Genomic DNA, 25,932 nt, shown 5'->3' with positions numbered 1-25,932 from the left:
TTGAGTCCTGATTAATCTGTAAACACTTCGCTGCTATGTGTTCGGGGCTCTGCCTTTCACGGCACGCGTTTGGTCTTCTCCCGATCAGGGGCTGGAATGTCTGAAGTCACCATCACCCGCGCGGTGCGCATGCCCGATCCCTTCCGGATCGAGCGCTTTCTGTCCAATCCGAAGTTGGGGCCGCGGCTTCTGTTTCTGAGCGGTGGCTCGGCGTTGAACGGTGTGGCTCAGTGCCTGAAGCGTTATACGCACAACTCCATTCATCTGGTTACGCCATTCGATTCTGGCGGAAGTTCACAAGGATTGCGGATTGCCTTTGACATGCCGGCGATTGGCGACCTGAGGAGCCGGATGATGGCGCTTGCGGACGAGACCGTGCTCGGGCATCCGGACACTTTCCGCCTGTTTACCCACCGCTTCACAAAGGCTGCGGACAGATCCGACCTTGCCGGTGAACTGGCTGACATGATTGCAGGCACACATCCTTTGGTGGACGCGATCGAGCAACCAATGCGCATGCTGATCCAGAACCAGCTTCGGGTGTTCCAGAGCGAATGTCCGCAGAGTTTCGATTTGCGTGGTGCGAGTATCGGCAACCTTATCCTTGCGGGCGGATATCTCAATCAGAACCAGCAGTTGGAGCCGATCATCTTTCTGGTGTCCAAACTCGTTGGTGTTCAGGGCACAGTACGAGCAGTGGCCGATGCCAATCTTCATTTGGGCGCGGAACTTGAAAGCGGAGAGGTCGTGGTCGGTCAACATCGGTTGACGGGTAAAGAGCAACCGCCGCTGGAAACTTCGATCACGAATCTTTTTCTGAACCGCGGGCTGAATGACACTGCGCATGCCCATGCCGAATTTCCAGGTCGGAACCGTAGCCTCATGCATTCCGCCGACCTGATCTGCTACGCGCCGGGCAGCTTTTACACCAGTCTGATCGCGAATCTGTTGCCCGAGGGAGTGGGCAAAGCCATTGCCAGCCGGACGGTTCCAAAGGTTTATGTGCCGGGATTGGGGGACGATCCGGAGACCGGTAACATGACGGTCGCGGACAAGGTGAGCCAGATGCTTCGCTATTTACGTCGGGATGCGGGAGCCGATTGTCCGGTACAGAATTTGCTCAATTTCGTTATTGTCGACCGGAGCGTTGCGGATGCAGAGGTCTTGGGAATTACCGGGCAGGGGATCACGGTGCTGAAGCTGGATCTCATCAGCAGGCAATCGGAACCTTACTATGATCCTGTTCCGCTTTGTGAAGCCCTTGTATCGCTGACCTGAGACCTTATCCGGATAGCAATGTCATGAAACGCACTCCGCTGTTGAACCGTCACTTGAGCAACCTGGTTGCTTCTCTTGGACATACGGACGAAATTGTCGTTGCGGACGCCGGTTTGCCCGTGCCGGAGGGTGTCCCGGTCATCGATCTGGCGGTATCTCCAGGAATACCCGGCTTTTTTGACGTCCTTGATGCACTCGCTCACGAACTTGTTGTCCAGCAGGCGATATTCGCTGACGAAGCGGCGCCCGACCTCACCACGCGTATCGAGGTGAAACTTGCCCATTGGGCCGCGGAAACAGGCAAGCCCATTGAACACGTTCGTCTGTCACATGCCGATTTCAAGGAACGGACCAGCCTGGCAAAGGTGGTCATACGAACCGAGGAATGCACTCCTTATGCGAACGTGATCCTGGTCTCCGGCGTGCCTTTCTAGAAAGAAGGATTATTCCGTCTAACGCGATCCGGAACTTACCTGTGACAGGGGCGGGACTTGTATTCCGGCTTCCAGGTCCGATCACTGGCAAATGTCATTACATCTCCCCGACCAACCTGTGCAGTACTTCGGCGCCTGCATCTTGATGCAGGTCGGTGTTTGCCCGAGCGCAGTTGATTTTCCCAAAACCAATCGAATGAAGGTTTTGTTGTAGCGACAGCATCTTCCCGCAGTGCGGAAAAAATAGTTCGCGATCACAAAACCGATTTTGTTGACTTACAAAATCGGTTTTGTAACAATTTTTTCAACAAAAAAGGCGGTTTCTACCTCGGTTCGAAATTTACCGAAAAAGGTTTGGTGGCTGGGAAAGCCCTCTGGGAGGATCAATGTCGCGTTTACGTGGTTCCGTCACGATTGACGATGTGGCACGTCATGTCGGCGTTGCCAAAGGAACCGTGTCGCGGGTCCTCAATAACTATACCGATATCTCCGAAGAAACGCGCAAACGCATTCTCAAGGCTGTCAAGGACCTGGGGTATCAGCCGTCGGCAACGGCTCGCAATCTGAAGCGCGGCAGGCAGGACACACTGGGCATCATCATTCCTGTCGGTCAGGGCAATGGAGCAGACCCTTTCCTGGCGGAGTTCATTGACGGTATCGCCCGTGCCCTGGATGAGCTCGGGCTGGATCTCCTTGTTACGACCACCCACTCACGCGACCATATGATCGAAAGCCTCAAGCGATTGATTGCCCGGCGCAAGGTCGATGGGTTCATCGTCACCAGAACCGAGGTTCAGGATCCTCGAATAGCCTATCTGAAGGAGCAGAACTTCCCGTTCGTTGCCCATGGGCGCACGGGTGATCCTTCCAACTATGCCTGGTTCGACATCGACAATGAGGCAACATTCGCTGACGGCGTGCGCCATCTCTACAGCCTTGGACATGAGCGGATCGGATATGTCGGCGGACCTCTGGAGCTCAATTTCGCCCTGCAGCGCCAGGAAGGTTACCGGCAGGGCCTGGAGGCGCTCGGCCTGCCGCACGACCAAAGTCTGGAATCGCTGCAGGCGCTGAATGAAAGAGGGGGCTTTGCCGGGGCAAAGGCATTGCTGTCACTGGAACGACCGCCGACCGCTCTTTTGTGCGCAACGGACGCGCTGGCGATCGGCGCCGTGCAGTTCTGCCGGAAGTTTGGTCTGGCGACCGGCTCGGACGTGACGGTCATCGGTTATGACGGTCTGCCGGTCGGTGAATATCTGGACCCGCCCCTGACAACATTTTCGCAAAGTGCCCAGGACGCGGGCGGTCATGTTGCCCGCATGCTGATCGATGTGCTCGACGGCAAGGATCCGACGAGCTTGCAGGCTCTTGCGAAAGCAAACCTCATTCGGAGGGCTTCTGACGGCCCGCCAACAATGACACCGGAAGCGCTCGCAGATGTGCTCCGGAACCGGCTGAACCAACAGCCAATTCCTGGCAGTAAGGGAGAGTAATTATGTTTGGGAGGACTAAATTCCTGGCCTCGACCATCGCGGGTGTGCTCGCGTTCGGTCTGACAACGGCACAGGCCGACACACTGCGTTTCTGGACAACGGAAGAGCAGCCTGAACGTTTGGCCAAGCAGGAAGAAATGGCGGCGGCGTTCAAGGACAAAACCGGCATCGAGGTTGAAGTCATTCCGGTGACGGAGTCGGATCTGGGCACACGCGCAACGGCAGCTTTCGCGGCAGGTGATCTGCCGGACGTTGTCTATCATCCGCTGCAATACGCGCTGCCTTGGGCAGAGGCCGGCATTCTGGATACGGAAGCTGCAACCGAAGTCTTTGAAAACCTTGGTGCGGAGACCTTTGCACCGGGCGCAGTCGCCATGGCTGCCGTCGAAGGGGGCATCGCATCTGTTCCGGTCGATGGCTGGACCCAGATGGTTGTCTACCGCAAGGACCTTTTCGATGAAAACGGACTTGCGGCCCCTGACAGCTTTGAAAACATCCTGGCCGCCGTCGAAAAATTGCACAACCCGCCGGAGATGTTTGCATTTGTCGCGGCAACGAAAATCGATGAAAACTTCATGAGCCAGGTATTGGAGCATGTGCTGCTGGCAAATGGCGTAACGCCTGTCGACGGTAGCGGCTTCAAGGCGTTGGACGAGAAAAAGACGATTGAGGCTCTGGAGTTCTACAAGGCGATTGCCAAAGCTTCACCTCCGGGAGATCTCTTCTGGAAACAATCCCGCGAACTCTATTTCGCCGGCAAGGCAGCAATGATCATCTGGTCCCCGTTCATTCTGGATGAGCTTGCAGGTCTTCGCGACAGCGCGCCTCCGACCATTACCGACGATCCGACCTCAAAGGAACTGGCTTCCAAGACCGGCGTCGTTACCACTTTGAGTGGGCCGTCCAATCCGGACGGTGCGGCCTGGGCCGACGTGCGTTACTTCGGCATTACCAACGATGCTGACACGGAAGCTGCGATGCAGTTTGTCGAGTTCTCGATGGACGATGGTTACATGTCCACGCTGTCGATTGCACCGGAAGGCAAGTTCCCGATCCGTCGTGGCACCAAGGACAATGCAACCCAGTTCGTTGACGGTTGGGCAAAACTGCCGGTTGGTGTGGACCGCAAGGCGCCGCTGACGGAACTCTACGATGCGGAAACGATCAAGACCATTGTCTCCGGTCTCGATACCGCCAGTCGCTGGGGCGTCAAGGAAGGGCAGCTGTCAATTGCGTCCAAGATCATCAACAGCCAGGCGATCAACAGGCTGGTGCGTGAATACATCGACGATGAGCGTGACGCAGCGGCGACGGTTGCCAAGCTCAATGAGGAACTGGCGAAGATCCAGTAACGTTTGAGCCCGCCCCAATCGGGCGGAACCCTTCTTACGATCAAGGACCGGGCACCTGCCCGCCAAGCGCCCGGTCCCAATCTTCCGTGATCCCGGCATTTGCAGTTCCGGGAGAACGGGGAGCGTATGCCTCGATGCCTTTTGCCTGATCCCGCATTTGGCACCAATGCAGAGCCGGATTAATGAGCACACAAGACCAACAGCCCGTATTCCTGGGCCCGCCAAAGGGCATCGGCCCAATGCAGCGCCGCGAAATGTGGCTGGCCTACCTGATGCTGGCACCGACGTTTGCCATCATCCTGATGGTCGTTGCCGGTCCTCTGCTGGCCAACTTCTGGATCAGCGTCAAGCCGGTTCAACTCGCAGATCTGCGTCCACCGACCGTGCTGGTCAACGAGCGTTTGCGTGGACGACCTGAAGCCGCAGGGGACAGCGCCACACTGGAATACCGGCTGCGCAATTCCTCACAGGAAGAGGAAATCAGAAACGTCGTCGTGAAAGATGAGATCCCCGAAGGGTTTGACATTAAGAGCCTGCCGGATGTGTGTGCGCTTGATGGACGGGCCATGACCTGCACCATCGGTACTGTGGAACCGGGTTGGCGGGAGCGGCTCAGGATTGAAGGAACGGTCACGGACACGTTTCTTGCAGAGGACCGACCTGAACGTGCCAGCAGTCCGGTGGTATCCGGTGAAGCCAACAACATCCTGACCAACTTCGATTTCACGCTGGAAAATTTCTCCAGGATCTTCAGTGCCGATGAATTCTGGTCGGTTCTGAGAGTGACGTTCTACTACACCATCTTTGGAACGGGCGGTGCGCTCGTGCTCGGGCTCTTTGCGGCGCAGCTTCTGAACACGGTGTTTGTCGGTCGCGGGTTCATGCGCGGGCTCTTTCTGTTTCCCTACGTCTCGCCGGTGATCGCTGTAGCCTTTACCTGGGTCGTGCTGTTCGATCCGTTTTCCGGAACCGTGAATGCACTCCTGACGAAGATGGGCGTGGTCGCCGATCCCATCAACTTCTTCGGCCAGCGAGCCATCGATTTTTCCATATTCGGCATTCCGTTCGAGTTTCCCCTGGCACTGACCACGGTAATCGCTTTTGAGGCCTGGCGTTACTTCCCGCTGTCATTCCTGTTCATTCTGGCGCGCATGCAATCCATCAACACCGACATGTACGAGGCCGCCGAAATGGATGGAGCCACGCCGTTGCAGCAGTTCTGGTACCTGTCGCTGCCGCAGCTGATGGGCATTCTGTCGGTGCTCTTCCTGCTCCGGTTCATTTGGACGTTCAACAAGTTTGACGACATTTTCCTGCTGACCGGCGGCAATGCCGGCACGCGGACGCTGACCGTGGATGTTTATGAACAAGGCTTTGCGCTGTCCAACCTGGGTGCAGGGGCGGCGGTCGCGGTTGTTGTGTTCGTCGTATTGGTCACCTTCGCGACCTTGTTCATCCGCTTCTCACCGAAGGAGGAAGGGCTATGAGACCAGCGAGTGTTCTGCTCACTGCCGTCACCGGCCTGATCTGGGGCGTTACAGCCATGGTTGTCATCGGTGTCACGTTGACACTCATCACGGGTGAAGTGGCATTGCCGCAGACAACGGCCGCCGGTATTGCCGGTCTTCTGAGCGCGCTGATCTTTGTTTGGCGCAAGTCTTCGGACAGTGCTGGAGGACTTCCCGCCTGGGCGCTGTCAGCGATCACCGTCTTCCTGGCGCTGATGGTGGCGTCTTTCGCAGCGCCGTTTACATTGCCGCTGAGCACGGTGCCTGTCTGGCAGGGGCTGGCTGTGATCCTGTTTGTCTTCAGCGTGACCGCCGCCAACACCATCAGCCTGTCGGATGCACGCCTTGGTGCCCTGACACGCTACGAGCGTGAGCTCATTTACATCCGCATTGCCAAGGGCATTGGTTTTGTCATCTTCACGATCATCGTTGCTCTGCCGTTCTACGTCATGGTGATGACCTCGCTGAAGAGCCAGCAAACCCTTCTGGCCAATCCCCTGGATCTTTCGATCGACTTTTCCAAGGGGCTGGATGGGCTGTTCCGCTCATATGTGGAGCTCTTTACCCAGTTCAATTTCGGCCGCTATCTGCTGGTTTCCACCTATGTGTCGGTGTCGACAGTTGTCCTGACCCTGTTGTTTTCCGTACCCGGTGCCTATGCGGTTTCCCGCCTGCGATTTCCCGGACAGGCTATGCTGGCGCGGTCGGTTCTCCTGATCTACATGGTACCGGCCATCGTTCTGGTGATCCCGCTTTACGCGGTGTTCTCCCAGCTCGGCCTGCGCAACACCCTGACCGGCCTCCTGATCGTTTATCCGGCAACGACCATTCCGGTCGCGCTCTACATGCTGCAGGGATATTTCCGCGGTTTGCCGTCGGAACTGGAAGAAGCCGGTCTGATGGATGGTCTGACACGGATCGGTGTGATCCTGAAAATCACGCTGCCGCTGTCCTTGCCCGCACTGGCATCCGTTTCCCTTTACGTCTTCATGATCGCCTGGAACGAGTTCCTGTTTGCGTTCATGTTCCTGGACAATCCGGACATCTTCACCCTGTCGCGTGGTGTCGTGTCCCTCAATTCCTCCGAGGTGCCTCGTCAGCACCTGATGGCGGGCGCGGTAATCGCGACCGTGCCCGTCCTCGTCATTTTCCTCTGGTTCGAGCGCTTCCTGGTCCAAGGTCTCACGGCCGGCAGTGTCAAGGGCTGAATATTCAACACGGGCGTAAAAGCAGCCCAAGGAGTTACCTGTGTCTCACGCAGAATTAGATCAGACAGCCAAGTCCATCCTGATCGAGAACGATCAAGGCGGCTATACGATCCCGACCAAAGGGCTCTACCCTTATCAGTGGAATTGGGATTCGGTTTTTGTTGCCCTGGGTTTCGCCACGTTCGATCAGGACCGTGCCTGGCGTGAAGTCGAGATGTTGTTCGAAGGCCAATGGCGCGACGGCATGGTACCGCATATTCTCTTCCGCAAGGACGACCCGAGCTATTTCCCTGGACCATCCGTATGGGGAACAGACGGGGGACCGATCCCGAGCTCCGGTCATTCCCAGCCGCCGGTGGCGGCAACGGTCATCCGCGATCTCGTTAATGCGGACCCTAGCGGAAAGGCCCTGGAACGCGCAGCGGCGCTGTTGCCGAACCTGATGAACTGGCACAGCTGGTTTCTCACCTACAGAGATCCGAAAGGGCTCGGCGTTCTGGCTGTCATCCATCCGTGGGAATCGGGCCGCGACAATCTTCCCGACTGGGATGAAGCCTTGCGGGCCGTGGAAGTCAAGGACATCGGACCTTACGAGCGCAAGGATACTTCGCATGTCGATCCGGCCATGCGCCCTCACAAGGAAGATTACGACCGCTACTTAAGCATCATGGCTGCATGCCGGGCGGTCGACTGGGATCCGGCTGAAGTCGCCAGAACCTGTCCATTCTTTGTCGCCGATCCCGGTGTCACCTTTATTTTCCTGAGGGCGAACCGGGACCTCCTCTCTCTTGCAGAGCAATTGGGCAAGACAGAGGAAGCGGAAGAAATTCGCGGCTGGATTTCCAGAATGGAAGCAGGTGCCAGAACGCTCTGGCACGAGGAACTGAAGGCTCATGTCGCAGTCGATCAACGGTCCGGCAAAATGGCGGATGGGGTTTCAAGCGCAGCCTTTCTGGCTCCCTATGCCGGCTTGACAGGAGATGAAACGCTTGGTGCGTTGCAGGCGCATTTCGACCGGATCGCGGGCAAGGTCCGCTATCTGATGCCGTCTTATGATCCGGATCACCAGAGCTACGAGCCGCTGCGGTATTGGCGCGGGCCTGTCTGGGCCATGATCAACTACATGATCGCTCGGGGATTTGCCGAAGCAGGCGATCTGGCGCGGGCGGAAAAGCTGCGTGCGGACACAGGCGGCCTCATCGCAGCAAGCGGGTTTGCGGAATATTTCAGCCCGGAAACGGGTGCCGGTGCCGGCGGCGGCACGTTTTCCTGGACCGCAGCCATCTGGCTTGCCTGGGCATCGCCCTCACATACCCAACAAGCAGCTTAGGATCGGGGGAGAACATGGGAGCAATCCAGCTCAACAGAGTCGAGAAATGGTTCGGCAATCTCCAGGTCATCAAGGGCATCGATCTGGACATCAAGGACGGGGAGTTCGTGATCTTCGTTGGCCCCTCCGGCTGCGGGAAATCCACCTTGCTTCGTCTGATTTCCGGATTGGAAGAAACCAGCCGCGGCACCATCGAAATCGACGACAAGGATGTCACCGCATTGCCACCCTCAGGGCGTGGTCTTTCAATGGTGTTCCAGTCCTATGCGCTGTACCCGCATATGTCAGTCAGGGAAAATGTCGGTTTCGGTCTCAAGACAGCCGGCGTGCCCAAGGACGAGATCGAACGCAAAGTCAATGCGGCAGCTGATGTCCTCAAGCTGGATGAGTACCTGGACCGTCGGCCAAAGGCGCTTTCCGGCGGTCAGCGTCAACGAGTTGCCATCGGCCGTGCCATCGTTCGCGAACCCGGCGCCTTTCTCTTTGATGAACCGCTGTCCAATCTGGACGCTGCTCTTCGCGTGGAAATGCGGTTCGAGGTTGCCCGGCTGCACAAGAGCCTCGGCACGACCATGATTTACGTCACTCACGATCAGGTCGAGGCGATGACGCTTGCCGACAAGATCGTGGTGCTGCAATCAGGACGGATCGAGCAGGTCGGGTCGCCGCGGGAACTCTACGAGCGACCGGACAATCTGTTTGTCGCCCAGTTCATCGGCTCGCCGAAGATGAATGTGTTGCCCTGTTCCGTTGAAGGCGGCCAGTTCTCTCTCAAGGGACATGGCGGTGGCCGTTATCCGCATGCCGGTCTCCAGCACAAACCGGTCAAACTCGGCATCCGGCCGGAACACATCCATGTGGTCGGATCGGCGGAAGGGCACTGCGCGGGAACAGTGGAAGTTGCTGAATATCTCGGTGCGGACACGTTCCTTTACGTGGCGCTGGACGGCCTGGACACGATCCTCGTGCGCATCAACGGCAGCGAGACGATCGACGAAGGTACGCGTATCGGGCTCAAGTTCGATGAAAGCCGGATGCACTTTTTTGACGGCAAGGACCAGGCCATTCGATAACGGGAAAGCTGCTCAAAGAGGAACGACATCGACCTTGTGACTGGTGGTCTGGGAACCTGACGTCCGAAGGACGCCTTTTACAGGGGCGGTATCGCCGTAATCGCGGCCCCTGGCAACGACGATATGGTCCTGGCCGACGCGCAAGGCATTGGTCGGATCGTATTCGATCCAGCCGATTTCGATACCGCACCATGCCCGCACCCACGCGTGCATGGCATCGGCGCCTTCCAGGCGGGGCTGCCCTTCCGGCGGAATGGTCCGCAGAAAACCGCTGACATAACCCGCCGGGATGCCGACACTTCTGAGGCATGCGATCATGATGTGGGTATAGTCCTGGCACACGCCGTGCCGTCTTTCGAATGCCTCCAGCGCGGGGGTGTCGACTGTGGTTGCTTCCACGTCGAAGGTCATGTCCTGATGCAGTGCCTTGCCAATGGATTCGACCGCCGAGATGGTGCTCATGCTGCGGTTCAGGTGTTCTTCCGCATAAACGGCAAAGGCAGGTGCCTGCGGCAGACGTGGTGAAGACGCCAGAAAATGGACCGGCTCTTCCGGGCCGAGTGACTGGATGGCGGCGAGCTCCCGGCCGAGTGCATTCAGAGGCGGCGAGATGTCGAGTTCCGCCGGTGTCGCAGTGCGATCAATCCGGGCCTTCAGCTTGAAACGCAATTCACTGTGAGACTTGCGATAGACCACGTCGGTAACCGCGTTGCCGTAGAAATCGGTTCTGTCCCGGCGCTCCGTTGGTCCGGGAGACAGCCGGATGATTCCAGAAACAAGCCGCTGTTCGCCTTCAAGGTTGGCAGGCAACAAACGCAGGGCGTGCCGTCCGGAATTGGCCGGAGTGGCGTAGTCATAGATGATCTCAAGGCTCAGATCGTAAAGCACTGTTGCCTCGTGAAAGTTGGGCGTGTCAATGGGGCCGTGGCTTCAGCGAATATAGGCATCTGTCAGTTCCACAGAGAGATAACCGATTTGATCACGCAAGTCTGCAAGGGCTTCTGGCGTCAACGTTTCAGCCGTTGCGATTGCCAGGGCCGTGTGCGCCTGGAGAACTGACCGGGCCAGATCGGACAGGTAGCCGTGTTCATCTGCATCGGGCAGAACGCTGATATGCTCCTTCATGTCGGTCAGTTGATACATGACGGAGCGCGGGTTCTTGGGATCCATTGCCAGCAGATCCAGCACCGTGGCTTTGCTGAGCGATACCGCATAGCGTCGGCTCATCGACATGGCGCTGTCGCCCACTTCAAGCAGCAGTTCAAGCGATCCTTCCGGGGCATCCGGTGCTGTGAAAACCGATAGCAGATCCGCCATCCTGTGCGCGCGCTCAAGAGCCCGGCCGATGCTCAGGAAACGCCATCCGGTGAAGCGGTACATGTTTTCATGAACCAGCCCGGAAAAACCGGTGATCTTTCGCAACAACAGACCCATTGCTCTGGGAACATCCGCATCCGAGCGCATCGCTCGCTTTGCACCATTTGCGGTTTGGGCAAGATCGTTCAGGGCCAGCCATCCGTCGACCGAAAACCGGTCCCGGACCTTGCTTGCGCTGACGACCGCTGACTGCAGCATCGCGCAAAGTCCCTCGGGAATGGGCGGCGCAGATGTCGGAGCGACCCCGACGCTTTCCAGAAAATCGGCCGTTTGAGCAACCAGGGGCGCTTCCGGGTCCGCGGTTTCCAGCAAGCGGGTGTGATAGGCACGCAACAGCCGGACGGCACCTTCTGCTCGCTCCACATAACGACCGAGCCAGAACAGATTGTCAGCGGCACGTGATGGCAAGGCTCCTGCCTGCGATTTGAAAAACGGTGACTCCGTCTGGTGAAGCAGGGTTTCCTGCTTCGGCGTTTTGCTACCGACGATCCAGACATCGGCTGCCGAGCCACCGGCCTGCATGGCAATGGCGCTTGCGTCTTCACTCCGCCCGATCCGGGCAAAACCACCCGACATGACCTCCCATCCGTCCGAGGTTCTTGCCAGAAACACACGCAGGCTCATCGGGCGGGGAACGAGCAAGCCGTCTTGATAGGCGGGCGTCGTGGATAGAGTCACCGCTTCCTGAGCAACAAGGTTCTGGCTCTGGCTGTCAATCCAGGTTTCAAGAATGCCTTTGTGAAACTTTCCGAAATCCCGTCCGATGAAGTCCGTTTGCGCGGAAGAAAACGGCAGGGCCGTCGACAGGGCAGGGCTGAACATCATCGTTTCAGCATGCTCTTTTACATAGGTTCTTGTGCCTTCTTCACCGCACCACCAGGTCGCGACGTTAGGCAGTTTCAGACTTTCTCCAAGAAGATGCTCGCTGATACGCGGCAGGAAAGCGAGCAGGGCGCGGGTTTCCAATATGCCGGTGCCCAGGGCATTGACCATCGTCACCGATCCCTGCCGGACTGCCTGAACCAGACCCGGGGTGCCGATGTGCGAGGATTCGTTCAGTTCAACCGGATCGGACCATGCCGTATCAAGCCGGCGCCACAACACGCTGACCGGTTTCAGGCCCGCGACGGTGCGTACCATCAGCCGGCCATCCTGGACGCTCAGGTCTTCACCCTCCAGCAGCATGAAGCCGAGATACCGGGCGATATAGGCATGTTCGAAATAGGTATCGTTAAGCGGGCCAGGGGTCAGGATGGAGACCCGGCTGTCCGTCTCGTCGCGCAGGTCAACGAGATGATCGCGGAACCGGCGAAAGAACCCGGCCAGGCGATGAACATTCGCCTTGGCAAAAAACTCATTGAAGACCCTGCCGGTGGCAACACGGTTTTCCAGTGCAAACCCGGCCCCGGACGGGGCCTGAGCCCTGTCGGAAAGCACCCACCATCTCCCATCCGGACCGCGGCCGATCTCAAATGCCAGAAAATGCAGATGATGCCCGGATTTTGGAGAGATACCGACCAGCGGGCGCTGCCATTCCGGACTTTCGGCAACCAGGCCGGCGGGCAGATAGCCTTCGCTGACGAGACTGTTTTTGCCGTAAAGGTCCGCAACTACATGTTCCAGCAGTTCAGCGCGTTGGACCAGTCCTTGTGCGATGATGGTCCAGTCGTCTTCGCTGATGACAACGGGGATATGACTGAGCGGCCATTCCCGTTCGTGGGCGCCGTCCTGACCGTATTGCCGGAAATAGACGCCGGCATCGTTGAGATACTGGTTGCCACGCGCGAACCGGTCGGTGATCTCATCAGACGTCAATGAGTTCAGGTGGTTCAGGAAGGGCCTCCAGACCGGGCGGACCTGCCCATCCGGATCGAGGAGTTCATCCGAAACATCCGGATAGGGCTGATACGACTTCAGCAATTTGTATCCTGGATCTTTTGCGGTTTCGTCCAAGCTCATTCGTTCATCCCAGGGGCAAATGCCTCAAGTTCCGGAAGTTGTTAGATATACTGAGGCCGCCGCAGGTCCAAGGTCAACGGAAACTCCGGATGCGGCCGTTCTTCCTGCGGCGTGTAAAGGCCTGGAGTGTGTCCGTGCGGCTCGAACCGGGCAAGCCTCCTGGCATCGGCCTCATTTCCGTTGACCGGAAAGGTTTCATAGTTCCGGCCACCCGGATGGGCCACATGATAAACGCAACCGGCAATGGCCCTGCCGCTCCAGCGGTCGAAAATATCGAAGGTCAGCGGCGCGTCAACCGGATGGGTGGGATGCATTGCCATGGCTGGTTGCCAGGCCTTGTAGCGGACGCCGGCGACGGATACGCCATTCGTTTCTGTTTTTTGAAGGGGCAGCATGCGTCGGTTGCAAGTGACGGTATAGCGTTCGGGATCGCCCGTCGTGAGTTTTACCTGCAGGCGCTCTGTTGAACTGTCGGTGTAGCGCACGGTGCCTCCTATGGCGCCGGTCTCGCCGAGCACGTGCCAAGGCTCCAGTGCCTGCCTCAGTTCCAGATGGACGCCGTCCACTTCGGTTTCGCCGCAGAAGGGGAACCGGAATTCGGCCTGAGCCTCGAACCATTCGGAGCGTATGGGGAAGCCTTGCTGGTCCAGGTCGCGCAGGACCTCCAGAAAGTCTGCCCAAACATAGTGGGGCAGCATGAAACGGTCGTGGAGCGTTGTGCCCCATCTGGTCAGGTTGCCTGATATCGGCTGCTGCCAGAACCTTGCAATCATGGCACGTAACAGCAATTGCTGTGCAAGACTCATGCGGGGATCGGGCGGCATCTCGAATCCGCGAAACTCCACAAGACCGAGACGGCCCGTGGGACCGTCCGGTGAATACAGCTTGTCGATGCAGATTTCGGCCCGGTGCGTGTTGCCGGTGACATCCACCAACATGTTGCGCAATAGGCGGTCAATGAGCCAGGGAAATGGCGGAGGACCGTTTTCCGGCCTGCCGATCCGGCTGAGCGCCACCTCGAGCTCGTAAAGACTATCGTGACGTGCCTCGTCGATACGTGGAGCCTGGGACGTCGGGCCGATGAACAATCCCGAGAACAGATAGGAAAGACTGGGGTGCCGCTGCCAGTGAAGTATCAGGCTGCGCAGCAGGTCGGGTCGGCGCAAAAACGGGCTGTCGAGCGGTGCGGCACCACCGACAACGACGTGATTTCCGCCACCTGTTCCGGTGTGCTTGCCGTCGATCATGAACTTGTCGGCTCCCAGACGAGACTGCCGGGCTTCCTCATAGACGCCTTCGGTGATCGAAACACATTCCTGCCAGCTGGCAGCCGGGTGTATGTTCACTTCGATGACACCCGGGTCGGGTGCAACGCGGATCACGTTCATGCGTGGATCAGGCGGAGGAGGGTAACCCTCGATATGTACCGGAATACCCAGATCGGTTGCTGCCGCTTCAGCAGCTGAAACCAGTTCCAGGTAGTCCTCGATCCGTTCCACCGGAGGCATGAACACGCAAAGCCGGCCGTCACGCGGTTCGATGGACATTGCTGTGCGCACTGCCCCTTCACCATCATCATCGTGTCGAAGTTCCTGTTCCTGCAGTTCCTGATGTGCTTCGGCGGCAGTGAAGCTGGCGATCTCCTGTCTTCGGTCTTGCGTGTGATCGATCGGAAAGTCCGGCAGCTCGTCCCGTGGGGTCGTCGGGTCGGCTATGTTCGTGTACGGGTATCGGGCTGGAGGCACATGAGGCAGGGATTCCAGCGGCAACCGGTAGCCGACCGGGCTGTCACCGGGAACCAGAAACAGTTCCTTGCGGCGCGATTTCCAATGCTCCGAGCGCCAACGGCTTTCACTCGACCTTGATTGCCAGCGCTGAACCGGAAGAACGAAACCGGCAGGTGTTGTCAGCCCTCGGTCAAAGACCCGTGCAATTCTGTGGCGGGCTTCGGCGTCTTCCAATTCCGAATTTCCGGGGGTGACGTTTTCCGGCAAATTGGCTTCTTTCACCATCCAGACTGCGGGATCTTCATATGCTGGAAGAACATAGTCCGGATCGACGTCCAGATGCCGTGCGATATGCTGCATAAGCGCCTGTGCATTCGCCGCGTTCGCGCCGGTGTCGTCGCCTTCTTCCGCGATAAGCTCCGGCTCATGCCAGATCGGCTTTTCGTCCCGGCGCCAATAAAGTGAAAAGGTCCAGCGGGGCAGGGTTTCTCCCGGGTACCATTTGCCTTGTCCGTAGTGGAGAAACCCACCAGGGGCGAAACGGGCGCGCAGCTTGCGGATCAAGGTGTCCGCCCGTTGCCGTTTCGTCGGGCCGACGGCATCGGTGTTCCATTCGTCAGATTCAAAATCGTCGATGGAAACAAAGGTTGGTTCGCCGCCCATGGTCAGGCGGACATCTTCTCCTGTCAGAATCCGGTCGACTTCTTCTCCAAGCCTGTTCAACTCTGTCCATGCCTCTTCCGAAAAAGGCTTGGTAATGCGCGGGTGTTCGGCGACGCGGGCAACCTTCATGTCGAAGGAAAAATCCACTTCCGCATTGCTGGCCATTCCGACGATCGGCGCGGCGTTTGAATAATGGGGTGTAGCTGCCAGCGGTATGTGGCTTTCCCCCGTCAGCAGGCCGGATGTCGGATCAAGGCCGACCCAGCCGGCGCCGGGAAGGTAGACCTCCGCCCAGGCATGAAGGTCGGTGAAATCGTGGTCCGTGCCGGAGGGACCATCCAGAGCCTCCAGATCCGGTTTCAGCTGGATGAGGTAGCCAGAGACGAAACGGGCGGCAAATCCCAGATGCCGAAGTGCCTGAACCAGAAGCCAGCTGCTGTCGCGGCACGAACCGGTTCCTCTTTCAAAAGTTTCTTCCGGCGTCTGTACGCCCGGCTCCATCCGGATGACGTAACCGATCTCTTCAGAAACCCGGGCATTCAAGGCAACGATGAAGTCAACGGTTCGTTGCTTGTCTCGCGGCGTCTTTTCAAGAAAGGCCCTCAAATGAGGGCCGAGCGGCTCTGTTCGCTGATAGATCTGAAGGTCTTCGCGGAGCTCTTCCGGATAGCTGAAGGGCCATTCTTCAGCGCTTTCCTCCACAAAGAAATCGAACGGATTATAGACCGTCATGTCCGCAACAAGATCCACTTCGATCTTGAATTCGCGAACCGGCTCGGGAAAGACGAACCTTGCCAGCCAGTTGCCGTAAGGATCCTGCTGGTGATTGACGAAATGACCGGCAGGCGACACTTTCAAGGAGTGTGACAGCACCCGCGTGCGGCTGTGGGGGGCAGGGCGGAGCCGGATTATCTGGGGTGTCAGTGTGACCGGACGGTCGTAACGGTAATGGGTCAGGTGATAGACGCTTGCTTGAATGGACATACCAAGACCCCGATCAGCTACTGGAGTAGAAAGCCGGATTCTAGGTTTTCACAAAATTCCTCTCAGTACCACGCTATTCTCCGGGCAATTGCTTGAGCATCCTGACCAATTTCAACTGTCGTTTTCCTGTTGCAGGTCTCCAAGCGATGCAGGATCGAGCCAATAGGAGGGCTCGCCGATCGGCGTCTGACCGCTCAAATTGGGGTTGGAGATCGAAAAGATCTTGCGCTTGCTCAGGTTCGCGCGAGAAAGATCGGCATGATGAAATGTCAGGAAATGCTGATCGAAAGAGCCGTCCGCAATCATCTGTTTCAGTCCGAGCTCGATGAGTTTTGCAAGTTCGGGATGGGCGGGGCTGACAAAGAAGTAGGTCGGAAGTGGTATGAAGAGGCACAAGGTTTTTTCGACGATCAGATCCCCGTTGCCGCCTGCAAAACTTTCCTGCTCCTTGAAGACCTCGTTTATCCCCCGGCCAAATGTTACGAAACGCCTCAGCTTGAGCATCTTGAAAAGAGCCTCGTAGTCTTCGCTGGTGACGACCTGAAAACCAGCCTGCTCCATGACGCTGCGTGTCGACCATTGCGCTCCGGAGCCGGTGGCGAAGTCCTGCAGTTCTTCCAGTGAGTTCACATTGGCCAATGCTGCCTGATCTTGTCTGTTTATGAGAAACAGCCGGTAGCCCTGAAGTCCTTTTCTGATCGGAATCCGGATTGGCAGCAACTGTTCTTCCCAACCGGGTTTGGGGGCTTCAGCAATCACATGGATGTTTTCACCCTTGATCAACTCCTGAAGAAGCCTGTCCCTGGAATAGCGGGTTTGGGCCTGTGCGACCTTGGCTTGCGAACCGGCTTTTCCGAGGATTTTTTCGAGCAGGATTTCCACATATCTGTACCTGCCGTCTTCCTGTCCATGGGGCTTGAGTGTGACAATTCTCGCAGGAATGGGAAATTCGGCTTGCGCTGGCGCGAACGCAGAAAAACCGAGAACAATCAACATGCATGCTGCGAAAAGTCTGAGCATTTGAGATCCGATGCCGCCCTTCAACCGAAATCCTGGCCGGGAGTGTGCGGTTGCTTTTCTTACCTAGCGGTAAATTCGCGTGACTTTCTAAAGGGGTAGCAATCCGTGAGCCGGTGAAATAAGCTCAAGGTGAATGATGGTTCAGGTTTCGCGGCGGCAAACTGGTTTTCATTCACATTGATCCACACATATCGGAGATAATATGTGTGTAAGTACGAGCTAGTTCTGCGGGATTTGCGTGTTGTGGTTATGATGCGATCTGCAGGAATGGTTGCCGGTGCACAAGACATCGGGACATCATCGGAGGCGCGATGCAAAAGAAGATGATGGTCGCTCGCTTGTTGGGCGTTTGGTTTGTCTGCATGTTTTCCGGCCTCGTCCAGGCCGCCGATTTCAACGTTACATTCATTAATCCTGGCGGAAAGAGCGGCTTTTGGGGTGAAGTCTCTCGTTCCATGATGGCTGCTGCCGAGGATCTGAACGTCGATCTGGAAATACTGAACGCCAATCGCAAACCCTACGCAATGGAAGAGTTGCTCCAGCAGCGGTTGGAAGAGGGAGATCTTCCCGACTATTTCATTCTGGTCAACGAGAACCAGGCCGCAGCCCGGCTTATGCAGCTTTTGGCCGGGAAATCCAGCAAGGTGTTTTTTCTGCTCAACAAGCTGACGCCGAAGCAGAAATTCATTCTGGAAGGCCGGAACATAGATCTGCATAACGTTGTTGCGTCCATTGTTCCGGATAACGAAACCGCCGGGTACGAAATGGCTCAGTCGCTGTTTGAGCGTGCTCGTGCGCTCGATCCTGAAAAGGACGAGATCCGTCTTCTGGCATTGACCGGAGATACGAGCACACCTGCCGGGCTGGAACGTGAACTTGGCATGATGAGAGCTGTGGCGGACAATCAGGACGTCCGGCTCGTTCATGCAATTCCGGTGAACTGGAACGAAGAAACCGCTTATCAGCGTGCCCAGAGTGTGTTGGCCCGTACCAAGGTCGATGTTGTCTGGGGTGCGAATGATGCGATCGCGTTCGGAGCGCAAAAAGCCGCCATCGAAGCGGGACGGATTCCGGGTGAAGATATTCTGTTCTCGGGCCTTAATTGGTCCGTTCGCGGTATGCAGGCCGTCAGCGACAGTAAGATGACCATGACCCATGGCGGACATTTCTTTGCCGGCGCGTGGTCAATCGTCATGCTTCGCGATCATTTTTTCAGAAGCTTTGACGGCGAAATGTTTGTCGACGTTCTGTTCAAGATGTCGCCGATCACGCCTGAAAACGTCGATCTATACCTGTCCAAGCTTGGAGACGGTAACTGGGAGAAAATCGATTTCTCCCGCTTCTGCAAAACCACAAATGGAAACAGTCACTATGACTTTTCCTCCCGGGCGATACTGGAAGCGGCCGGAAGCTGACGCGCAGTGTCTGCACGAAGCCAGCAGGCGGCAACCGGATCTTTCTTCAGAACCTACAGCGTTCTCGCCACTCTTGCCGATTTGAGCGGGCCCGAGGTCAGCCCGTCCCTAAGATACTGAAATCTCTTCTGTTCAATAGACCTGTAACAAAGGTATAGAACCTTGAGAGGCTGGAGAGCCCGGTGGGAGAGAGAAATGACGGACAAGAAAAAGACTGGCGGTGCCTATGACCCGGAATCCGAAGGCGCTGAAATGGCCTTTTCGGACAAGATGTCCTATGGCGACTATCTTGGTCTTCAGCAGATCCTGACGGCGCAGAAAACTCTATCCGACGCACCCGACGAACTTCTCTTCATCATCCAGCATCAGACATCGGAGCTCTGGATGAAGCTGATGCTGCATGAACTCAATGCTGCTCGGAATGCAATCTCCATTGACCATATGCCCGAGGCGATGAAACTGCTTGCACGGGTCAGCCGTATCATGGAGCAACTCAACTCCGCCTGGGATGTTCTGCGGACGATGACGCCAAGCGATTACACGCAGTTTCGCGACGATCTGGGTTTGTCTTCCGGCTTCCAGTCCCTGCAATACCGTCTGATCGAGTATGCACTCGGCAACCGAAATCTGGTGATGACCAAGCCGCACGAGCACGACCCGGAAAGTCTTGCATTGCTGCAAGGTGAGCTCGCCCGGTTAAGTCTCTATCAGGTTGTTCTGGCATTTGCCCGTCGGCAGGGGCTTGAGGTTCCCGAGGAAGTGACTGCCAAACCAAGTGCAGAACCGCATCGGGAAGTGCGGGCAATCATGGATCTTTGGCAGATTGTTTACCGGGATCCCTCGCGCTATTGGGCACTGTACGAAGTGGGTGAAAAACTGGTGGACCTCGAAGACTACTTCCGGCGCTGGCGTTTCAATCACGTGACAACGGTTGAGCGGGTGATCGGTTTCAAGCGGGGAACCGGCGGAACAGGGGGCGTCTCCTATCTGAAACGCATGCTCGAAGTGGAGTTGTTTCCCGAACTCTGGCACGTCAGGACAGCGCTTTAAGAAGAGGCAGGGGCGGCTCGACACTCGGTCTCCCGTTAACCGGTCCTTCCAAATGCCGGTTTGCCATCGGCTATTGTGCCGATAGAGTGTTCATCCAATGGCTTCAGCAGAAAGCCTTCATGGAATATTAAAGAGGGGATATCCAGATGTTGAAACGACTTGCTGCAGCTGCAAGCCTGCTTGCCATTTTGTCCGGTGGCGCACTTGCCGAACCGGTCAAGGTGGGAATGATCACGACGCTGTCCGGCGGTGGCGCTGGTCTTGGCATTGACGTGCGCGACGGCTTTCTATTGGCGGTCAAACAAGCCGGCAATGACGACATTGAGGTTATCGTCGAAGATGATCAACGTAAGCCGGACATCGCAGTGCAGCTCGCCGACAAGCTGGTTCAATCGGAAAAAGTCGATGTCCTGACGGGTATCATCTGGTCCAATCTGGCGATGGCGGTCGTGCCTGCCGTCACTGCTCAAGGCAAGTTCTACCTGTCGCCGAACGCTGGGCCGTCCGCGCTAGCCGGTAAGGGCTGCCATCCGAACTACTTCAACGTTGCCTGGCAGAACGACAACCTGCATGAAGCCGCGGGTGCTTATGCCAAGGAGGCAGGCTACAAGAAGAGCTTCATCCTCGCCCCGAACTATCCGGCCGGCAAAGACGCCCTGACCGGCTATAAGCGCTTTTATGACGGCGACCTCGCCGGCGAGATCTACACCAAGCTCGGGCAGACCGATTACGCGGCCGAACTCGCCCAGATCCGCGCCTCCGGTGCCGACAGCGTGTTCTTCTTCCTGCCCGGCGGCATGGGGATTTCCTTCCTGAAGCAATATGCCGACAGCGGCATCGATCTGCCGGTTGTCGGCCCTGCATTTTCCTTTGATCAGGGCATTCTGCAGGCTGTTGGCGATGCGGCTCTTGGCGTGAAGAACACCAGCCAGTGGAACAAGGATATCGACAACGATACCAACAAGGCCTTTGTCGAAAGCTTCCAGGCCGAATATGGCCGCCTGCCGTCTCTTTATGCGTCACAGGGCTTCGACACTGCCAACCTGCTTCTGTCAGCCATGGCAAAGGCCGACGTGAAAGACGCCGACGCTTTCAGGGCAGCGTTGGAGGCTGCGGACTTCAGCTCGACACGCGGTGACTTCGTGTTCGGTCCGAACCACCACCCGGTTCAGGACATCTACGTTCGCGAAGTGATCAAGGAAGGCGACGTCTACACCAACAAGATCATCGGCACCGCAATGAGCGGACATTCGGACGCCTATGCTGCTGACTGTAAGATGTAGGCTCCTATAGAGGCCAATTTGAAAAACACGAGGCGTGGCCGTGAGGCCGCGCTTTTTTTGGGGCAACAATCTTATAATTGGTCATCCCGGACGCAGCGTAGCGAAGATCCGGGGCCGGGGAGCCCTAGTCTGTTGTAGTTAATCTATCCAAATGACAAAAGCTTGCATCTCCCGGCTCCAGCTGGCGTTGCGCTCGGTTGGTATGACGGTGGTCAACGTGGAATCCGTTTCTAATTCCTGAACACACCCGCTTCGATCATCTGCTCGAACATGTCTTCCATGGACCTTTGCAATGGGCGGTAGGTAACGCCTAGAACGCGCTTGGATTTGGAATTGTCCGCCTTCCATTTTACATCGACATTGTTCCTGACGAACTTGCGCGGAATGCCTCCGACGATCGGTCCGACTGCCCAGACAATCCATTTCGGCAGCGACTTGCGCGGTATCGGGTAGCGGTCGCCATATTTTTCGATGAGCGACTTGCCGAGTTCCAGAAGGTTGGTGTTGTGACCGGACACGATGTGCCGGCCTTCGGCTTTTTCCAGAAAACCTGCTGCAAGGTGTGCCTTGGCAAGGTCGCGAACATCGACGGCCCCAATTCCGAGCTTCGGAGCTCCCTGTTTCATTGTGCCGTCGCCCATCTGTCGAATGATGTTGAAGCTCTCCGAAGTCGGTTTTTTCGAGAGCGCCGGGCCGATGACAAGAGACGGGTTGACGGTGACGAGCCTGAACCGGTCCTGGCTGGCCGCAATTTTCCAGGCCTCCCTTTCGGCCAGAGTCTTGGAATAACTGTAGGGCTGATAGGAAAGAGAAGCGGTCGTGTTCCAGACATCTTCTGTCAGAACACCACCCGGGGCCACACGGCAGTCCATGGCATCCGTGTACATCGCAGCGCAGGAGCTGGTCACGACGACCCGCTCCACTGACGGTGTCTTGATAGCTGTTTCAAGAACGTTGCGGGTTCCTTTGACAGCGGGGTCGATCAGCTCCTTCTTCGGGTTCCTGACGTTTACGGTGAAAGGGGATGCCGTGTGAAAGACGACGGAGCATTCCCTCATGGCCTCTGCGTAAGAGCCTTCATCGAGCAGATCGGTTTTGAAGAACCTGATTTTTCCAGGTGCGCTGCCCGCAATACTCGTCAGATGATCCAAACCCGCGGTGTTGCCGGGGTTGCGGACAGCAGCGTGCACGGTCAAGCCCGCCTCGAGCAATTCCTTGACCAGCCAGCCGGCCACATATCCGCTTGCACCGGTTACCAGAACCGGTGCATCGGTGGAGATGTTCATTCTTCTGTTCCTCGCAACGCTCATCTGATCATGCATCGAGTGGCTGCCCCCGCCAACGGCAGCATCCGGGTCACGGCAGTGGACGAACCCATCGGGCCAAAGACAAGGCTCTGGCCGGCGGCTGAGAGATAGAGCTCTGAAGGCCTTGCGTCCAAGCAAGAGGTGCCAATTTGCTTGCAGATCGCGCCAAGTGAGGCGCTGCGATGGTGATTTTGCATTGCAAAAACTTTCTTATATTTTCGTTTTGCAATGCAAACGAAGCTTTTAAGAACCAACTTCGCACCCAATCTGAAAGACCCGAAACTTCAATTTTCACTACAGCTCTTGTCAAAATTGTGCCACACTGACTTCATTGCACGGTTGTTTTGTCGCGATGAAGTTGCCCGTTTCAGGGAAGGGTTGATGGAAAAAGATAATTAAAAACAATAAATTAAACCTCACTTCCATCAAATTGAAAATCTACTAAAAAATTAGTTTGACAACATGGCGGCGGTGTGGCCATGTATGCCGAGCCGGATAAACACGGCTCTTAAATTCTCACGGGAGGAGACGCAGATGCGTAAGTATCTACTCTCCGCAGTTGCAGCTGGTGCTGTACTTGCGGGAGCAGGGTCTGCTTTTGCCGACGAAGCTGCGGCAAAGAAGTGGATCGACCAGGAATTCCAGCCATCCGTTCTGAGCAAAGATGAGCAGCTTGCTGAAATGCAGTGGTTCATCAACGCCGCAGAGCCGTTCAAGGGCATGGAAGTCAATGTTCTGTCCGAAGGCATTCCGACACACTCTTACGAGTCGGAAGTTCTGACCAAGGCGTTCGAAGAAATCACAGGCATCAAGGTCAATCACCAGATCCTCGGTGAAGGTGAAGTGGTTCAGGCTGTTCAGACCCAGATGCAGACCGGCCGGAACCTCTATGACGCCTATGTCAACGATTCCGACCTGATCGGCACCCATTCCCGCCTGCAGCTGGCCTACAACCTGACCGACTGGATGGGGGGCGCTGCCAAGGACGTTACCAACCCGGGTCTCGACCTCGGCGACTTCATGGGTACCCAGTTCACCACCGGTCCGGATGGCGACCTTTACCAGCTGCCCGACCAGCAGTTCGCGAACCTCTACTGGTTCCGCAAGGACTGGTTCGAGCGCGAAGATCTGAAGAAGGCCTTCAAGGACAAGTACGGCTACGAGCTCGGCGTTCCGGTCAACTGGTCCGCATATGAGGACATTGCCGAATTCTTCTCCAAGGACGTCAAGGAAATCGACGGCGTTGCCATCTACGGTCACATGGACTACGGCAAGCGTGCTCCGGACCTTGGTTGGCGCATGACCGATGCCTGGCTTTCCATGGCCGGTGCCGGCGACAAGGGTGAGCCGAACGGCGTGCCGGTCGACGAATGGGGCATTCGCATGGAGGAAGGCACCTGTAACCCGGTTGGTGCTTCCGTTTCCCGCGGTGGTGCAGCAAACGGCCCGGCGGCTGTCTACGCGATCCGCAAGTGGGACGAATGGCTCCGCAACTATGCACCTCCAGGTGCTGCGAGCTTTGACTTCTACCAGTCCCTGCCGGCTCTCAGCCAGGGCAACGTTGCCCAGCAGATCTTCTGGTACACCGCGTTCACCGCGGACATGGTGAAGCCGAAGTCCGAAGGCAACAACACCGTGGATGACGAGGGCAACCCGCTGTGGCGGATGGCTCCGAGCCCGCATGGTCCCTACTGGGAAGAAGGCCAGAAGGTCGGTTATCAGGACGTGGGTTCCTGGACGATCCTGAAGTCCACTCCGGAAGACCGCGCAAAAGCCGCATGGCTCTATGCTCAGTTCGTTGTCTCCAAGACAGTCGACACCAAGAAGAGTCACGTTGGTCTGACCTTCATTCGCGACAGTACCGTCAATCACGAGTCCTTCACCGAGCGCGCACCGAAGCTTGGTGGTCTGGTCGAGTTCTACCGCTCGCCTGACCGTGTTGCCTGGTCCCCGACCGGCATTAACGTTCCGGATTATCCGAAGCTGGCTCAGATCTGGTGGCAGCAGATCGGCGACGTGAACTCCGGTGCCTTCACACCGCAGGAAGCGATGGATCGCCTTGCGGAAGAAATGGACATCGTCATGGCCCGCATGCAGCAGGCTGACGAACGTGCCAATGTTTACGGTGGCTGCGGCCCGCGTCTGAACGAAGAGTCGGATCCGCAGGAATGGCTGAACAAGCCAGGTGCTCCCAAGGCGAAACTCGAAAACGAGAAGCCGCAGGGCAAGACCGTGAACTACGACGAACTGGTTGCCCGCTGGGCAACGAAGTAAGCCGGAGCAAAGCTCTAGCAACATCCGGACCGGGGCGAAGTCCCCGGTCCCTCACCGATCCGATTGTTACGGGCGGCGAAGCCGGAGCTTCGCAAGAGTAGACCCAGTGCGGACGCGGGCAAGATTTCATGTCTCTTGAACTAAAAAACGTCAGCAAGCGCGTGCAAGGCATTACGCATGTCAAAGACACGAGCCTGACCCTTCATCCCGGCCACTTCAACGTTCTCCTCGGGGAAACGGGTTCGGGCAAAACCTCGCTGATCAAACTGATGGCCGGCCTCGACAGCCTGGCAGCCGGGCAGATCATCCTGAATGGCAAGGATGTATCCCGCCTTTCAGCGCAAAAGCGCAATATCAGTCTGGTGCACCAGTTTTTCGTCAACTACCCGCATATGTCGGTCTTCGACAATATCGCATCACCGCTGAAAATTGCGGGTGTTGCGAAGTCGGAAATCGAGGGCCGGGTGGAAGAAGCGGCGAACATCCTCAAACTGAAACCCTATCTGAACCGCAAGCCCAACGAGCTGTCCGGTGGCCAGCAGCAGCGTACGGCGCTTGCCCGTGCGATCGTGAAGGAAAGTGACGCGGTCTTCCTTGATGAGCCGCTGGCGAACCTTGACTACAAGCTGCGCGAAGAATTGCGTGACCAGCTGCCGGAACTGTTCGCAGGCCGAGGTGCGGTTGTCGTTTACGCGACATCCGAACCGGAAGAAGCGCTCCTGCTCGGTGGCCAGACAGCCCTGATGACGGATGGAAATGTCGTTCAATTCGGTCCGACCGCCGAGATTTACCGCAATCCGAAGGACCTGGACGCTGCGAAGGTGTTCTCCAATCCTCCGATCAATGTCGCGCCCGTCACCAAGCAGGGTGACACGGTTATCCTTAGCGACAACGTCCGCTGGACAGCCTCGCCCGCCGTTGCCGCTTTATCGGACGGACCTTACACGCTCGCGATCCGGCCAAATCACGTTATGCCGGTTGAATCGACCGATCATACTGTGCGCCTCGAAGGGCACGTCCAGGTGACGGAACTCAGTGGTTCTGAAAGCAGTGCCCATTTCGACATGGACGGCCATTCGTGGGTGTCGCTGTCTCCGGGTGTCCATCCTTATTTCGTCGGCGAAGTCCACACATTCTATCTGGATCCGAGCCATTGTTTCTTCTTTGCGCCTGACGGCCAGTTGGCGGCTTGAGGAG

18 protein-coding genes are annotated in these 25,932 nt (G+C 57.1%); 13 read left to right on the top strand and 5 right to left on the bottom strand.

The genetic code is table 11. The features are described 5' to 3' along the window. Nucleotides 1–96: 96 nt before the first annotated feature. From ABLQ08_RS10810 to ABLQ08_RS10775, 8 genes are all read left to right on the top strand, one after another. Entirely contained in the window at nt 97–1,278 is a 1,182-nt protein-coding gene (locus tag ABLQ08_RS10810; protein ID WP_352941697.1) for a GAK system CofD-like protein, read from the top strand. Between the two features lie 23 nt (nt 1,279–1,301). After that, complete coding sequence (rbsD, locus tag ABLQ08_RS10805) at nt 1,302–1,712, top strand: D-ribose pyranase (protein WP_352941695.1); 411 nt, start codon at nt 1,302–1,304, stop codon at nt 1,710–1,712. 386 nt (nt 1,713–2,098) lie between these two features. Further along, nucleotides 2,099–3,205, top strand: coding sequence for a LacI family DNA-binding transcriptional regulator (locus ABLQ08_RS10800; protein ID WP_352941692.1), 1,107 nt, complete (start codon nt 2,099–2,101; stop codon nt 3,203–3,205). Nucleotides 3,206–3,207: 2 nt separating this feature from the next. Beyond that, on the top strand, nt 3,208–4,557 hold the full coding sequence (locus tag ABLQ08_RS10795) for an ABC transporter substrate-binding protein (protein ID WP_352941690.1): 1,350 nt from the start codon (nt 3,208–3,210) through the stop codon (nt 4,555–4,557). A gap of 182 nt (nt 4,558–4,739) precedes the next feature. Beyond that, nucleotides 4,740–6,044, top strand: a complete 1,305-nt coding sequence (locus ABLQ08_RS10790) for a carbohydrate ABC transporter permease (protein ID WP_352941687.1) — start codon at nt 4,740–4,742, stop codon at nt 6,042–6,044. Beyond that, the gene (locus tag ABLQ08_RS10785; protein WP_352941684.1) at nt 6,041–7,273 is read left to right on the top strand and encodes a carbohydrate ABC transporter permease; all 1,233 of its coding nucleotides are present in this window, start codon (nt 6,041–6,043) and stop codon (nt 7,271–7,273) included. Before ABLQ08_RS10790 ends, ABLQ08_RS10785 begins: the two co-directional genes overlap by 4 nt. A 40-nt stretch (nt 7,274–7,313) precedes the next feature. Next, nucleotides 7,314–8,603 (top strand): MGH1-like glycoside hydrolase domain-containing protein, encoded by a 1,290-nt coding sequence (locus ABLQ08_RS10780; protein ID WP_352941682.1) that lies wholly within the window; start codon nt 7,314–7,316, stop codon nt 8,601–8,603. A 14-nt stretch (nt 8,604–8,617) separates the two neighbouring features. Then, complete coding sequence (locus ABLQ08_RS10775; protein WP_352941681.1) at nt 8,618–9,676, top strand: ABC transporter ATP-binding protein; 1,059 nt, start codon at nt 8,618–8,620, stop codon at nt 9,674–9,676. A gap of 12 nt (nt 9,677–9,688) precedes the next feature. On the opposite strand, the gene ABLQ08_RS10770 is transcribed toward ABLQ08_RS10775, so the two are convergent. The 4 genes from ABLQ08_RS10770 to ABLQ08_RS10755 form a co-directional block, all read right to left on the bottom strand. Next, nucleotides 9,689–10,564: a transglutaminase family protein gene (locus ABLQ08_RS10770; protein ID WP_352941679.1), complete on the bottom strand. Its 876-nt coding sequence runs from the start codon at nt 10,562–10,564 to the stop codon at nt 9,689–9,691. A 42-nt stretch (nt 10,565–10,606) separates the two neighbouring features. Beyond that, on the bottom strand, nt 10,607–13,012 hold the full coding sequence (locus tag ABLQ08_RS10765) for a circularly permuted type 2 ATP-grasp protein (RefSeq protein WP_352941677.1): 2,406 nt from the start codon (nt 13,010–13,012) through the stop codon (nt 10,607–10,609). A 41-nt stretch (nt 13,013–13,053) separates the two neighbouring features. Next, nucleotides 13,054–16,386: a DUF2126 domain-containing protein gene (locus ABLQ08_RS10760; protein ID WP_352941675.1), complete on the bottom strand. Its 3,333-nt coding sequence runs from the start codon at nt 16,384–16,386 to the stop codon at nt 13,054–13,056. A 111-nt stretch (nt 16,387–16,497) separates the two neighbouring features. Then, a complete protein-coding gene (locus tag ABLQ08_RS10755; RefSeq protein WP_352941673.1) occupies nt 16,498–17,406 on the bottom strand; it encodes a hypothetical protein in 909 nt (302 codons plus the stop codon). A 311-nt stretch (nt 17,407–17,717) separates the two neighbouring features. Here ABLQ08_RS10755 and ABLQ08_RS10750 point away from each other — a divergent pair, with 311 nt between their 5' ends. The 3 genes from ABLQ08_RS10750 to ABLQ08_RS10740 all read left to right on the top strand — a co-directional run bounded on the left by ABLQ08_RS10750 (nt 17,718) and on the right by ABLQ08_RS10740 (nt 21,154). Continuing rightward, on the top strand, nt 17,718–18,821 hold the full coding sequence (locus ABLQ08_RS10750; protein WP_352941671.1) for an ABC transporter substrate-binding protein: 1,104 nt from the start codon (nt 17,718–17,720) through the stop codon (nt 18,819–18,821). Between the two features lie 195 nt (nt 18,822–19,016). Beyond that, entirely contained in the window at nt 19,017–19,871 is an 855-nt protein-coding gene (locus tag ABLQ08_RS10745) for a tryptophan 2,3-dioxygenase (RefSeq protein WP_352941668.1), read from the top strand. A 146-nt stretch (nt 19,872–20,017) separates the two neighbouring features. Beyond that, the gene (locus tag ABLQ08_RS10740) at nt 20,018–21,154 is read left to right on the top strand and encodes an ABC transporter substrate-binding protein (protein WP_352941665.1); all 1,137 of its coding nucleotides are present in this window, start codon (nt 20,018–20,020) and stop codon (nt 21,152–21,154) included. 230 nt (nt 21,155–21,384) lie between these two features. Here ABLQ08_RS10740 and ABLQ08_RS10735 read toward each other — a convergent pair whose 3' ends face one another. Next, entirely contained in the window at nt 21,385–22,440 is a 1,056-nt protein-coding gene (locus ABLQ08_RS10735) for an NAD-dependent epimerase/dehydratase family protein (protein WP_352941663.1), read from the bottom strand. Nucleotides 22,441–22,995: 555 nt separating this feature from the next. Between ABLQ08_RS10735 and ABLQ08_RS10730 the strand changes: the two genes are divergently transcribed. Further along, nucleotides 22,996–24,735, top strand: coding sequence for an ABC transporter substrate-binding protein (locus tag ABLQ08_RS10730; protein WP_352941660.1), 1,740 nt, complete (start codon nt 22,996–22,998; stop codon nt 24,733–24,735). Nucleotides 24,736–24,863: 128 nt separating this feature from the next. Next, nucleotides 24,864–25,928: an ABC transporter ATP-binding protein gene (locus ABLQ08_RS10725; RefSeq protein ID WP_352941657.1), complete on the top strand. Its 1,065-nt coding sequence runs from the start codon at nt 24,864–24,866 to the stop codon at nt 25,926–25,928. The last annotated feature ends 4 nt before the right edge of the window (nt 25,929–25,932 follow it).

This window comes from Roseibium sp. SCP14 (assembly GCF_040329475.1).
Lineage (GTDB): Bacteria > Pseudomonadota > Alphaproteobacteria > Rhizobiales > Stappiaceae > Roseibium.
The sequence above is the reverse complement of the archived record's forward strand: the minus strand, read 5'-3'. Positions and strand labels throughout refer to the sequence as shown.